Origin of the sequence: Acetonema longum DSM 6540, from assembly GCF_000219125.1 — a bacterium.
Lineage (GTDB): Bacteria > Bacillota > Negativicutes > Sporomusales > Acetonemataceae > Acetonema > Acetonema longum.
In genome coordinates this window covers 1-12,475 of record NZ_AFGF01000280.1, presented here as the reverse complement: position 1 = coordinate 12,475, position 12,475 = coordinate 1, and the positions used below count along the sequence as shown (strand labels likewise).

Below are 12,475 nucleotides of genomic sequence, written 5' to 3'. Positions count from 1 at the left end.
AGCTGCCATTCGTCCCGGACTGGCAACAGCGCCATTCCGCCCTCACTTCGAAAGAGCCCGATTGAAAGACTCCAAAACCCGCTCCGGCTGAAAAGGCTTTACAATAAAATCAACCGCCCCGGCCTTGACAGCTTCCAAAACCACTTCCTGCTGTCCCATAGCGCTGCACATAATAATCTTAGCTGTGGCATCCAGTTTTTTAATTTCCTTTACTGCGGTAATGCCATCCATATCCGGCATGGTAATATCCATGGTAATAATATCCGGACGCAGGTCCCGGTATTGCGTAACGCCTTTGGCACCGGTATCCGCTTCGCCGATCACCTCGAAATTGTTCTGGGTTAAAATGTTTTTAAGCATCATCCGCATAAAAGCGGCATCATCCACAATCACAACCCTAGCCATAATTGCCTCCTATTATTACTACATTTGCACTACTTTCATCGTCCCTGATGTCAGCATCGCCCAATTGCTCCCATAAATCCCCGCCTTTATACACTTCCTTTGCCCTGGACCATAAGGTAATGACCATGCAAAAATAAATGTGCTATCAACTTAATTGGCTAAAACAGCCAAAAAATCCTGCTGGCATTAGGAATAAATTTCACGGCGTAAATTCCCTGCCCTCCACCGGCAGGGAATTTACGTGAATAGTAACGATCGAGGTGCATCAGTGAAAGAAAAGAGAACCTTCTCCCTGCGGGAAGAAGATCTGTATCCGGCGGTACGCGACTATCTCATCAGCCGGAATTGTACGGTAAAAGGCGAGGTCAACCAGTGCGATGTTGTTGCTGTAAATCAGGCGGGAACAGTCTTGGTGGTAGAAATGAAAGTAAGAGTAAATCTGGAGGTGATTTTGCAGGCGGCGCTCCGGCAGAAAGTCGCAGACCTGGTCTACATCGCCGTACCCAAAAACAGCAAAAGCATCCTGACGAAAAAATGGAAGAGCATTTGTCACCTTTTGCGCCGGCTGGGAATCGGAATGCTGTTAGTCACCTTCAGAGGCAAAACGTCCGCAGTGGAAGAATGGCTGGAGCCTGAACTCTGCGGACGGGAGTCCGGAAAAAAAACCGACAGCCGGCAAAGGAAGAAACTGCTAGCTGAGTTCAACCGACGGCATGGCGATTTAAACCCCGGCGGTACCAGAAGAAAAAAACTGATAACCGTTTATCGGGAAATGGCCATTCACATTGCCGCCTTGTTGGCCAAGCACGGACCCTTAAGTATAAAACAACTGAAGGAAAGAGGCGCCGATACTGAAAAAACAGCCGGAATTTTGCGGGATAACCATTATCTCTGGTTTCAAAGAATTGCCCGAGGGGTATATGCCCTGAGCGACCAAGGCGCGGCGGATTTAAATAATTACCGGGAAATCGCCGATTGCTATGTACCCCCGCAGGACCCCGTTTAGCCCTTAACCGCCAGCAGCCGCCGGAATGAAACTTGATACAAAATCATATAGGTCAGCGTGTAGCACGCCGCCGCGGCAAAAACCGTCTCATACCCCCAATGGGACGCAAGGTTGCCCATGATCATCGCCCCCGCCGCAAACCCCACATCTACCGCCATGGTGTAGAAGCCAAAGGCTGTACCGCGATTAGCCGGTTGAGTGGAGGCTGTGATAATCGTGGCCATGGACGGGAAGGCCAAACCATAGCCGATACCTAACCCAATTCCTGCTATAACCAGCATCCAGGGTGAAGACGAAAATTCGATCAGCAGCATGATCACCGCGAACAAACCTAATATGTACAGTGACAGCCTCTGGGCCGTAAGCCGGTCACAGAGGCTTTTTACCCAGAAACGGGAAACAACAACAGCGACGGCATAGGACGCATAAAAAGCACTGAGCCCGTAGATGCCCCGGCTGATCATCAACAGAGGCAGAAAGGTCATGGCCGTGCCAAAGCACAGAGATACCGCCAGCAGGCTGGCCGTAGGCACATAAATTCCCGGATTGGCAATCACTGTCCGTATTGGCAGGCTGTCAGCGGCAACCGGTTTTATTTTTAATTTCGCCTCTTTGGGAAATAGTAACAGCGACATAAAGGTCGCCGTCACTCCGGCCACGATCACCCACAAAATTCCACCTGCCTGATACAATATATTAGCAGTAGATGAAGCGATGCCCACGCCGATCATGGAAAACAGCGTATATGCTGCCACGGCTTCCGCCGTATGCTTTTCTTCATGCATTAAAGAAGCCATCGTCAAAGCAGCGCCGGCATAGGTGGAAATACCCACGCCGTGCAGAAACCGCGATAGAACAGCCGATTCCAGGCCATGGCTAAACCGGTAGCTGATAATGGCCCCAATCGACAGAACAATCCCGACAGCAATAATTCGCACACTGCCGTAGCGGTCCACCGCTTTTCCGGCAAACAACCGGAAACTAACCGCCCCTACTGCGAAAGCTCCTATCGCCAGCCCCACCTGGGAATCGTTCATTCCTAGGCCATGATAATATACCGGCAATACTGGCAGGAAAAAATTGGTGCTCATCCAAAAAAACATATTGGCAAAAATGAGACTGATAAAAGCAGGAGTATAAACTTCCCAGTTAAACACGCATGATCATCCCCCGGTAAAATGATCTTATGGCCGAGCGCATTCCCCAGCCTCCCCTTTCATAATCGCTAATCCATGATCCAATGCCGGCAGGATGAATTCCAGGCACTCCCTCACGCCTTTGGGACTGCCCGGCAAGTTGATGATCAGAGTGCTGCCTCTTATGCCGGCTACTGCCCTAGACAGCATAGCCCTGGAGGTTTTCTCCAGGGATTTGGCCCGCATGACCTCGGGGATGCCGGGAACCAGCCGGTCGATGACGGCAAGAGTGGCTTCGGGGGTTACATCCCGAGGTCCCAGGCCTGTGCCGCCAGTAGTCAGGATCAGGTCGATATGAATCCGGTCAGCCATGAATTTCATTTGTTCTTCCAGGGCCATTCTTTCATCCGGTACAACGATATAGTGTTTTACCTCACCCAGGTCAGTCAGTATTTCTTTGATGACCTGGCCGCTTACATCTTCCCGCTCGCCACGGGAGCCCTTATCACTGGCAGTGATAATGCCGATGCTGTACATCAGTCGATCACCTCAATTTCATCGCCGACTTTGATCGGACCGCCCTGCCTGACAATGGCAAAAATACCTTCCTTGGGCATGACACAGTCGCCGGCCTGATAGTAGATAGCGCAGCGGTTGTGACATTCTTTTCCGATCTGGCTGACTTCCAGCAAGGATTTTCCGATGCGAAGCCGGGTTCCGACCGGCAGAGAGATCAGCTCCATGCCCTGGATAGTCAAATTTTCGGCAAAGTCCCCCGGATTCACATCCAGTCCCATGTTGCGCATCTTTTCAATACTTTTCAAAGCCAGCAGACTGACCTGCCGGTGCTGGAAGCCGGCATGAGCATCGCCCTCCAGCCCCAGATTGGGCAACAGCATGGCTGCACCGACATTTTTCTTGCGTTCGCCTTTGTTGACACTGGTACATACCGCGACTACAGTTCCTTTACCCATGCTATTTATCTCCTCTCGAATAGATCCCGCTTTTGCCGCCGCTCTTGTGGAGCAACTGAATGGATTCAATGGTCATGGATTTATCTACGGCCTTACACATGTCGTAAACGGTCAGGGCAGCAACCGATACTGCGGTCAGGGCTTCCATTTCCACGCCGGTTTTACCGGTGGTGGAGACAGTCGCTTGGACAGTAATGCTGTTTTCCGTATCATTCAGCGTATAGTCAAGCTTCACACCGGTTAATAGCAGCGGATGACACATGGGAATCAATTCCCATGTCTTCTTGGCCCCCATAACTCCCGCCACCTGGGCTACCCCCAGCACATCGCCCTTGCCCATTTCGCCGCGCCGGATCAGGGCCAGAGTCTCGGGCTGCATGACGATGCGGCCTGTGGCAACCGCCACTCGTTTGGTTTCATTTTTTTCAGTAACATCTACCATGCGGGCCTTGCCAGACTGATCAAAATGAGTCAGTTCCATCCGTTACCCTCCAATTTGAGACATGTTGCGGCAAAAACCAGGGGCATTCATTCGGTCCACCAGATCATGCCCGGCCGGTTTGGCGGTAATGGCCCTCTCTAAAAGCCGCAGCAAATTTTTATCACTGATCTCGCCTCTTAGGGCGGTTTTGATATCGTATTCCTGGTTGGACAGCAGACAGGGTTTGATCTTGCCGTCAGCTGTCAGCCGGACACGGTTACAGGAACCGCAGAAATGTTCACTGATGGGAGTAATAAAGCCAAAGGTTCCCTTGCTGCCGGACAGGCGGAAATATTTAGCCGGCCCGTTAGCGTAACTCATAGATGTCGGCGTCAGCAGGCCGCCCAGGGTTTCAATAGTCTGTTTGAGAGCCGGAATACTCATACCGGCGGAGACATCACACTGACTGATGGGCATATATTCGATAAACCGAACTGAAACCGGCGACGTCTGCACCAGATCGACAAAATAGGAAATATCACTTTGCTGTAAGATATCCGTCAGGACCACATTCAGCTTCACCGGAGAGAGTCCGGCCAACAAAGCGGCTTCCACTCCCTCGATAACCCGGGACAGTTTTCCGCCGCCGGTGATATGACTAAAACGATTGACATTTACAGTATCCAGACTGATATTCACCCGTTTAAGTCCGGCAGCTTTTAACGGAAAGGCCATCTCAGCCAACAGGCTGCCATTGGTAGTGACTGCAATATCCTCAAAGTATCTTAGAGCAGCCACTTCTCTGACGAAATCCGCAAATCCTTTACGGATCAGCGGTTCACCGCCGGTCAGCCTCACCCGCCGGAAGCCGGCCCGCCCCAACAGACTGAGCAGGCGCAGGATTTCTTCATAGGTCAGAATATCGGCATGTTCCAGCAGCCTCACACCGGCAGCAGGCATGCAATATAAGCAGCGGAAATTACAGCGATCCGTCACCGAGACCCTAATATATTCAATGTTGCGGTTAAAACCATCTCTCACAGCATCATCCCTCTCCAGATGACTTTATACTGTCTGCTGACCCTTCCGGGAAAAAGGAAAGATATTGAAAACAACGAATAGTATGAGTGACAGGAGCCAAAATATAACCGTCCCTGACTTGGGACAAGGAGGTAATTTCCATGCAATTGCGTTTTCTCGGCCATGCTTGCTTTCAATTGACGCGAGATCATGTTTCTCTGATATTTGACCCGTTTTTAAGCGACAATCCGTTTCAAATCGCCCAGCCGGACGATATTCATTGCAATTATGTCTTGGTCTCCCACGGGCACTCCGATCACCTGGGTGATACAGTAACCATCGCTAAAAGTAATGGGGCCACTGTCATATCCACCGCCGAAATTGCCCATCTTTGCAGTGAGCAGGGCTGCGCCACCCACGCCATGCATCTGGGTGGCAAGCATGCCTTTGAGTTCGGTTATGTCCGCCTGACTTTAGCCTTTCATGGCGCCGGGGTACCGGGAGGTCATGCCTGCGGTTTCATTGTGAAATTTCATGGGAAAACCTTCTATTTCGCCGGCGATACCGGGCTGTTCGGCGATATGGCCTTGCTGGGACGGCTGGAATCCATTGATTATGCCCTGCTGCCCATTGGCGACAACTATACCATGGGGCCGGACGACGCCGTTGAGGCCGTGGGCATGCTCAAGCCCGGAAAGTCATTCCCATGCATTATAATACCTGGCCTCTCATTGCTCAGTCACCGGATGCATTCAAAGAAAAGGTCGAACAGCGTTTCTCCATCCCTGTGGAAATCATGATACCGGGAACCACTCTCGCCATTGGCTAATGCCCATCCCTGGCGACACATCCGGAGCAGGCAGCAGATCTATTGCCGTGAAGGACACAGTTCGGCCAGGATGCATTGCCCGCACAGAGGCTGGCGGGCTTTACAAACTTTGCGGCCATGCCAGATCAGCCAATGATGGGCTTGGCCCCACTTTTCTTTGGGAATGGCTTTCATTAGTCCTTGTTCCACTGCTAACGGCGTGTCTCCTTTAGCCAAACCCAAACGGTTAGCGACCCGGAACACGTGGGTATCAACCGCCAGGGCCGGCTGCCCGAACAATTGACTTAACAGCACATTGGCGGTCTTACGGCCTACGCCCGGCAATTGAATCAGATCGTCAAACGCGGCAGGCACCTGGGACTGATAGCGGTCAACCAGTATTTGACTGGCTGCCAGGATATTTTTAGCCTTGGCATGATATAAGCCGCAGTCTCTGATCAGTTCTTCCAGCTGGCCCTGAGACAGGGCCAGCATGCTCTCCGGGGTATTATAGCGGGGAAACAGCCGGGCTGTAATCAAATTCACCCGGGTATCAGTGCACTGAGCAGACAGTACTACCGCCACCAGCATTTCAAACGGGTTTGAGTAATGCAACGCCGTGACGGCATCCCGGTATTCTTCAGCCAAAAGGCTGAGGATTTTTTCTTTCATCGCTTTGGTTGTTCTCACCTGATGCCCTCCGTATCAAAATAGCCGTTTAAATTCTTCATTTGCAGAAACGCGAAGCGTTTCTCTCATCTATCAAATCGTCTTGCCAGTGCCGTAAAATAGTCTGATAGTCTTCCTCTGTGTCAGCATCCAGAAAATAATGGGGGGCATCCACCGGTACGCATCCCAGTTCAGTCGGGTGCGTGCGCAGGATTTCCCTGGCGCCGCAGTCACCCTGTAGAGTCAGGAGGTCCTCCCTCCACCGGTTCAGGTCAAACAATACAGGATTGCCGCGCTGTCCCTGAAACACCGGCGCCACTATGCTGCCCTGTCCGGCGTAATAAGCCCGGGCGATGTCCTGAAGGACGGCAGCCGGGATCAAGGGTTGATCCGCTAATAAATACATGACGGCCACGGCCTGCCGGTCTACCGTCGCCAATCCCGCCTTCAGGCTGGCAGCCTGGCCGGACTGCCAATGAGGGTTAACCGCAACAGAAACGGCAAGATCAGCAAGAGCCCGGGAAACTTCCTCGCCATAGGCCCCGGTCACGACGATCACCTGTCCCAAAGCAGCGCGGCAGGCGGCATTGGCTGCCCACCAAACCATCGGACGTCCGCCGAGGGGCAGCAGCTGTTTAGGTTTGCCCATTCGGCTGGCTGACCCGGCCGCTAAAATCACACTGGCAATCATAGCATCATACCCGGCATTACTTGCCAAAAGGGCAGACAGGATAGGCGCACTCGCCGCATCGCAGGCAGAGACCGCCATACCCCATAGCCGCAATATCCGGTTTGCCTATTTTTTCTCCGGCTAATACCCGGGGAAAGATCATATCAAACACTGTTATGTTGTCATACATGCCGCAGGCCGGCATACCCATCACGGCGATATCGCCCAAATAGGCCAGCATGAACATGGCTCCCGGCAGCACCGGTGAACCGTAGCTGACCAGCGAGGCGCCGCTGGCAAGGATCGCGTCCGGAGTCACGTCATCCGGATCCACCGACATGCCGCCGGCAGCAATAATCACATCCACCTTTTGGGCTGCATAGTCCAGAATCGCTTCCCGGATCTTCGCGGCATCATCGGGACAGAATATGATCCCGGCTAAAGTTGCTCCATATTGCTTTATTTTTTCGGTGAAAACCGGCGCATAACGGTCCTGGATGCGGCCGTAAAACACCTCATTGCCGGTAATGATCACGCCTACCCGCAGATTCCTGAGGAGGTGCACTGAAATCATGCCCGGACAGTTTCGTCCAATCTGCTCCACAGTTTGGACGGTTGTTGCCTCTACAACCAGCGGAACGACTTTCACGCCGGCAAGGATCTCGCCGGCTTTTACGATTGTGTTGCTGTGGCGGGTGGATAATACGGCATGCTCAACCAGGTTTACCGCTTGTACCGCCGCTTCGTTCACCTTGAGCAACCCGTCAATCCCAGCCCGAATATTGATTCTTCCTTCCGACGGTTCACTGAGAGTAACATTGTCTCCGGCCACTGCCCCGGCCATCCGGCTGATGGCGTCATTTTCATGCACCTGACCCGGCTGCAGATCAATTAAATAGATATGTTCTTTACCGATGTCCTTTAGATAGGGAATATCCTCAGCGCGAATCAGATGTCCCTTTTTAAATGCCGGCCCCTTATATTCGCCGGGAACAATCTTCGTCATATCGTGTCCCAAAACCATCCCTACAGCGTCTTCAACCCGTACCTGCCTGATCGTCATCCTATCTCCTCCAGCTCCGACTTGTGGGTCAACCGTACTCTATAAAAATAAAAGCCGCTTCCTGTGCGAAAAATGGACAGGAAGCGGCTAAATCACCTGAAGCCGTCATACGTTTTCCTTTCCAATCACGCGGAGGCACGGGCGTTTCCTTCCGTACCCGAATCGGCCGTCCCATCATAGAGCCCATCAGCAGGCTCCTTAGACAATACGGCTCGGAAAACAACGATATGAAGCAGTTGAGTATAACAGAGAAAGCAACCTGTTCTACCCCTGCTTGTATTATACGCTATCCGGATGATTTGCGCAAAGATTTAAACGATACTTGCAATTTACAATTGAACGTTATAAATCAATACGCATACAGGTGAAGCCGCCTATGGCCGGCTAATTCGTCAGGCTGCGGATAGGGGCGGGAATTCTGCCGCCACGGGCGATAAAGGTCCCGGAACCAAAGGGATTAACAGCTAGAATCGGGCTATGCCCTAACAAACCGCCAAACTCTACCCGGTCGCCGACCGATTTACCGGGAACCGGTATAATGCGCACTGCGGTCGTTTTATTGTTAATCATGCCAATGGCTGCCTCGTCGGCGATAATCGCCGCGATGGTGGCAGCCGGCGTGGCGCCGGGAACGGCGATCATATCCAGCCCTACCGAGCAGACACAAGTCATGGCTTCTAACTTTTCGAGGGTCAGGCTGCCCCGCTCCACCGCCGCGATCATCCCGGCATCTTCGCTGACCGGAATAAAGGCGCCGCTTAATCCGCCTACATAGGAAGACGCCATCAGTCCGCCTTTTTTCACCGCATCGTTGAGCATGGCTAAAGCAGCGGTAGTGCCCGGCGCACCGCAACTCTCCAGACCGATCTCTTCTAAAATATGAGCCACGCTGTCGCCCACCGCCGGCGTAGGCGCCAGGGACAAATCAATGATGCCAAAGGGTACTCCCATGCGGCGGGAGGCTTCCTGGGCCACTAATTGGCCCACTCGGGTGATCTTAAAAGCCGTCTTTTTGATGGTTTCAGCGACAGCCCCCAAGTCCTTGCCCCGTACTTCCTCCAGGGCCCGTTTGACCACTCCCGGTCCGCTGACCCCCACATTGATGGTTGTTTCCGGTTCGCCAACCCCATGAAAAGCGCCGGCCATAAACGGATTATCCTCCGGTACATTGGCAAACACGACTAGCTTGGCGCAGCCCAAGGCATCCCGGTCAGCGGTCAGTTCCGCCGTACGTTTAATAATTTCGCCCATTTCCCGGACGCAGTCCATATTAATGCCGCTTTTGGTGGATGCCAAATTCACCGAAGAGCAGACTCGCTCGGTGACGGTCAGAGCCTCCGGAATCGAGCGAATGAGAATCTTATCGCCGTTAGTGTAACCTTTTTCCACCAGAGCGGAGAAACCGCCGATAAAATTGACCCCCACTTGTTTCGCCGCCGCATCCATAGCCTGGGCCACCGGTACATACGTATCGGTCCGGCAGCTTTCCGCCGCAATGGCCATGGGGGTGACGGAAATACGCTTATTAATGATGGGAATGCCATATTCGGCTTCGATATCTTCACCCACCCGCACTAATTTTTCAGCAGTCTTGGTGATTTTATCATAGATATTGCGGCAAAAAACAGACATATCCGGATGCCCGCAGTCCCGTAGACTGATCCCCAGCGTAATCGTCCGCACATCCAGTTTATTTTCCTCAATCATCCGGTTGGTTTCCAGAATATGTTGCAATGAAAGCATGATAGGCCTCCTCCGTTAACCTTTAAGGAAATCTGAATTGGGAACCGTTCAAAAGGTTCATATGCTAGGTAAGAGAAACGCCTGCGTTGCCGTAACTAGTGAAGAATTCAGGTGACTTTTCGGCTTATAAGAAATTATTCGCTACTACCTATCTCCCGAAAAGTCACAAATTCTGATACAGCGCGACGAGGACGGGCGTGAGACTTTACGTTCGCCAGAGGCTGAAGTGACGCAGATGGGCCTTTTCAACGGATTCCCGCTAAATCTGGTGCATGCTCTGGAAAATTCCCTCATGCTGTACTTTAATATCCAGGCCAATCGCCTTCCCTTTTTCCTTTAAAAACTGCTGCAGGTCCTTTAGCGCCATTTTAGAAAAGGTCATATCGGCAATCATCACCATATTGAAAAAGCCATCCAAAATATTCTGATTGATATTCAGGATATTGATATTGTTCTCAGCTAAGATAGTGCTGACCATCGCAATGATACCAACCCGGTCCTGTCCCACAATTGTTACCACGATTTTCATTCCGGCCACACTCCTTTCTTTGTAATCGTTGCTTTTCTTACAAGGACAAAAAGCAATAATATTTATTATACACAAAAACGGAGAAATCCCAAAGTCTTTTTCACAGAAAGGCTCGTTAAGTTACTCTATCCAATATCTACTGCGCACAGGCGGCGGAGCAGTACCAAAAATGATTTTGCCGCAGACTGCCCGCCATGACGCCTACTAGCCGCCGGTCACCGCCATAGTGTAATATAGCCCGGGTCAATTCCCGGCATTGCCGGATATTTTCCGGCGTTTCCACCTTATTAATGCAAGGCAGGATTCTGGCGGCAGCGGGAGCCTTTGCCAGATACCCGGCAGGATGAAACAATATGGCCAAAAGCGATTCAACGCTGACCGGACCGGCAGCGGCAACCTGCAAAATCTCCGCCAAACGTTCCGGGCGATGAGCAGCCGTTTGAATGGATTGGCCGATACAATCTATGCCAATCACCGGAATAACCAAGTCGGAGCCAGCTGGAATCACCGGTTCGTGGGGCAAGTGTCCCTTCAGGGATTTTCCCGCCGATCCGTCTGCCTCCACCAGGCAAATCAGGTCCGGAAATTCCTGCTGCAAACTGTCCAGCCATTCAGGCGGCACGCCGGCAATTTTGCGATGATCCTGCCGATCCGGCTCCCTGGCGAGAATCAAGGCCTGAGACTTAGTCATCATACCAGCTGCGGCGGCCTGACAGGCAGCGTAATCAGCAGCATAAACCAACGACGGCCCCTCTCTTGCCGGCAGCCACAATTTAGTGGTGGTAGTGGCGATGACCGGCAGATTCTGATCTCCCAGAACTGCTAGAAGATAATACATCAGACTGGTCTTGCCCCCGCCGCCGATCAAGGCAATAGTGCGGCATCGCCAGTCTCTGACAAGCGCCGTCCAAAGTCTTCTTGTCTGATCCATGCTTGCTCTCCTTACGGACATACCCCCAAGGACAAGAGCGCCTCCAGCACTCCGCCGCCGATGGCCCGGGCCTTATCGGAAATGGTGTAGCAATGTTCGCGCTTACAGCGGGGATCTATGTCGCCGACCTTCATACCAGCTGTGACCGTAAGCCCGTCTTGCAGCAGTCCCCGCAAAACTCCGGTAATTTGCGCCGTAACCGCCCGCCCGTCCACATAAGCCACCGTCTCACCGGCTGAAACCACATCGCCGATATGCCTGGTCCCTTGAAACCGGCCGGCAGCTGGCGACCGTAAAAGGCGCTCCAAGGTATAGCCGCCGATATCACCCGGCCTGCCGGTATTAGGATAAGCCTGTCCTTCATAAATACACGCGGCCTAAATCGTGGCCCCGCATACTTTCGATAACGGCATGGACATCCCGGCCGGCGGTAAATCCCGGCCCCACTCCGATAACAGCGGACGCCGCATTCAGGGTTGTGCCCAAATTTTTCTTGGCCAGAATAGCATCTACCACAGCAGCCGGTTTATACAGCCGGATGCTCTCGCCGCCGGAATCGGCAATAACTGGTATGATCCCGTCTCTTATTTTCTGAAGCGCCTCATTCATTGGACAATAGTCTGCCTGCAATTCTTCCACTGTCACACTGCCGGCATATACCGCCGCGGCATAGGCCACGGTCCGGCGGATTACGGTAGGAAATTCGGTTTCGGTAACGATAATATCATATCCGGCTCGGAACAGGCGGTGAATGATACCGCTGGCCAGATCGCCGCCTCCCCGCACAATAACCAGTCGTCCCATATGAACCCTCCGGTACAGAAAGTTTAACACCGTCTTAGTAAGGAAAATGCCCGCAACGCGGGCATTTAAACTCATTTCATTATTTGCCCCGGGAGTTGTCCAGATCGTTGGCGATATGCAGCCGGGTAAAGGCTTCAAATACCAGGCTCACGACAATGGCAACAATGGTTCCCAGCGCCATGCCTTTCAATTCAATCGTCCCGAACTTAACGGCTGCGCCGCTGATGCCGCTGATTAACACGACCGAGGTCAGAATCAGATTGCGGGACTTAGTGTAGTCCACCTGCTTTTCGATC

General features: G+C 52.4%; 13 protein-coding genes, 3 pseudogenes and 1 riboswitch. Of the genes and pseudogenes, 2 read left to right on the top strand and 14 right to left on the bottom strand.

The genetic code is table 11. The features are described 5' to 3' along the window. Window positions 1-42: 42 nt before the first annotated feature. Window positions 43-405: a response regulator gene (locus ALO_RS19975; protein WP_004099895.1), complete on the bottom strand. Its 363-nt coding sequence runs from the start codon at window positions 403-405 to the stop codon at window positions 43-45. A gap of 268 nt (window positions 406-673) precedes the next feature. Here ALO_RS19975 and ALO_RS19970 point away from each other — a divergent pair, with 268 nt between their 5' ends. Next, on the top strand, window positions 674-1,411 hold the full coding sequence (locus ALO_RS19970; RefSeq protein WP_004099894.1) for a DUF2161 family putative PD-(D/E)XK-type phosphodiesterase: 738 nt from the start codon (window positions 674-676) through the stop codon (window positions 1,409-1,411). Here the strand turns inward: ALO_RS19970 and ALO_RS19965 are convergent. From ALO_RS19965 to moaA, 5 genes are read right to left on the bottom strand one after another with little or no spacing between them, the layout of a single operon-like run. After that, a complete protein-coding gene (locus ALO_RS19965; protein ID WP_004099892.1) occupies window positions 1,408-2,568 on the bottom strand; it encodes an MFS transporter in 1,161 nt (386 codons plus the stop codon). The two genes, ALO_RS19970 and ALO_RS19965, sit on opposite strands and share 4 nt — an antisense overlap. A 27-nt stretch (window positions 2,569-2,595) precedes the next feature. Continuing rightward, window positions 2,596-3,084, bottom strand: a complete 489-nt coding sequence (locus ALO_RS23405) for a MogA/MoaB family molybdenum cofactor biosynthesis protein (RefSeq protein ID WP_004099891.1) — start codon at window positions 3,082-3,084, stop codon at window positions 2,596-2,598. Continuing rightward, on the bottom strand, window positions 3,084-3,521 hold the full coding sequence (locus tag ALO_RS23400) for an MOSC domain-containing protein (protein WP_004099890.1): 438 nt from the start codon (window positions 3,519-3,521) through the stop codon (window positions 3,084-3,086). Before ALO_RS23400 ends, ALO_RS23405 begins: the two co-directional genes overlap by 1 nt. A gap of 1 nt (window position 3,522) precedes the next feature. Further along, window positions 3,523-4,002, bottom strand: coding sequence for a cyclic pyranopterin monophosphate synthase MoaC (moaC, locus tag ALO_RS19950; protein WP_004099889.1), 480 nt, complete (start codon window positions 4,000-4,002; stop codon window positions 3,523-3,525). A gap of 3 nt (window positions 4,003-4,005) precedes the next feature. Continuing rightward, on the bottom strand, window positions 4,006-4,983 hold the full coding sequence (gene moaA / locus ALO_RS19945; protein WP_004099886.1) for a GTP 3',8-cyclase MoaA: 978 nt from the start codon (window positions 4,981-4,983) through the stop codon (window positions 4,006-4,008). A gap of 140 nt (window positions 4,984-5,123) precedes the next feature. Between moaA and ALO_RS19940 the strand changes: the two are divergent. Beyond that, window positions 5,124-5,791, top strand: a pseudogene (locus tag ALO_RS19940) (metal-dependent hydrolase). 39 nt (window positions 5,792-5,830) lie between these two features. On the opposite strand, the gene nth reads toward ALO_RS19940, so the two are convergent. The 8 genes and pseudogenes from nth to ALO_RS22240 form a co-directional block, all read right to left on the bottom strand. Then, complete coding sequence (nth, locus tag ALO_RS19935; RefSeq protein ID WP_004099884.1) at window positions 5,831-6,460, bottom strand: endonuclease III; 630 nt, start codon at window positions 6,458-6,460, stop codon at window positions 5,831-5,833. A 37-nt stretch (window positions 6,461-6,497) separates the two neighbouring features. After that, on the bottom strand, window positions 6,498-7,130 hold the full coding sequence (locus tag ALO_RS19930; protein WP_004099883.1) for a nucleotidyltransferase family protein: 633 nt from the start codon (window positions 7,128-7,130) through the stop codon (window positions 6,498-6,500). Window positions 7,131-7,146: 16 nt separating this feature from the next. After that, the gene (locus ALO_RS19925) at window positions 7,147-8,172 is read right to left on the bottom strand and encodes a molybdopterin-binding protein (RefSeq protein WP_004099882.1); all 1,026 of its coding nucleotides are present in this window, start codon (window positions 8,170-8,172) and stop codon (window positions 7,147-7,149) included. 98 nt (window positions 8,173-8,270) lie between these two features. Next, a riboswitch (molybdenum cofactor riboswitch) is annotated at window positions 8,271-8,402 on the bottom strand. Window positions 8,403-8,556: 154 nt separating this feature from the next. After that, window positions 8,557-9,915 (bottom strand): PFL family protein, encoded by a 1,359-nt coding sequence (locus ALO_RS19920; RefSeq protein WP_004099880.1) that lies wholly within the window; start codon window positions 9,913-9,915, stop codon window positions 8,557-8,559. Between the two features lie 259 nt (window positions 9,916-10,174). Continuing rightward, window positions 10,175-10,444, bottom strand: coding sequence for an ACT domain-containing protein (locus tag ALO_RS19915; protein WP_004099879.1), 270 nt, complete (start codon window positions 10,442-10,444; stop codon window positions 10,175-10,177). 136 nt (window positions 10,445-10,580) lie between these two features. Next, a complete protein-coding gene (gene yqeC / locus ALO_RS19910) occupies window positions 10,581-11,375 on the bottom strand; it encodes a selenium cofactor biosynthesis protein YqeC (protein WP_004099878.1) in 795 nt (264 codons plus the stop codon). Window positions 11,376-11,386: 11 nt separating this feature from the next. Continuing rightward, window positions 11,387-12,179 (bottom strand): annotated as a pseudogene (gene yqeB / locus ALO_RS23995) (selenium-dependent molybdenum cofactor biosynthesis protein YqeB). A gap of 79 nt (window positions 12,180-12,258) precedes the next feature. Next, window positions 12,259-12,475, bottom strand: a pseudogene (locus ALO_RS22240) (uracil permease); the annotation flags it as partial.

Coding starts and splice junctions, on each gene's coding strand:
- ALO_RS23405 (WP_004099891.1), bottom strand. CDS start 3,084: ATGTACAGCATCGGCATTATCACTGCCAGTGATAAGGGCTCCCGTGGC.
- ALO_RS19915 (WP_004099879.1), bottom strand. CDS start 10,444: ATGAAAATCGTGGTAACAATTGTGGGACAGGACCGGGTTGGTATCATT.
- moaC (WP_004099889.1), bottom strand. CDS start 4,002: ATGGAACTGACTCATTTTGATCAGTCTGGCAAGGCCCGCATGGTAGAT.
- ALO_RS19930 (WP_004099883.1), bottom strand. CDS start 7,130: ATGATTGCCAGTGTGATTTTAGCGGCCGGGTCAGCCAGCCGAATGGGC.
- ALO_RS23400 (WP_004099890.1), bottom strand. CDS start 3,521: ATGGGTAAAGGAACTGTAGTCGCGGTATGTACCAGTGTCAACAAAGGC.
- ALO_RS19925 (WP_004099882.1), bottom strand. CDS start 8,172: ATGACGATCAGGCAGGTACGGGTTGAAGACGCTGTAGGGATGGTTTTG.
- ALO_RS19920 (WP_004099880.1), bottom strand. CDS start 9,915: ATGCTTTCATTGCAACATATTCTGGAAACCAACCGGATGATTGAGGAA.
- yqeC (WP_004099878.1), bottom strand. CDS start 11,375: ATGGATCAGACAAGAAGACTTTGGACGGCGCTTGTCAGAGACTGGCGA.
- ALO_RS19975 (WP_004099895.1), bottom strand. CDS start 405: ATGGCTAGGGTTGTGATTGTGGATGATGCCGCTTTTATGCGGATGATG.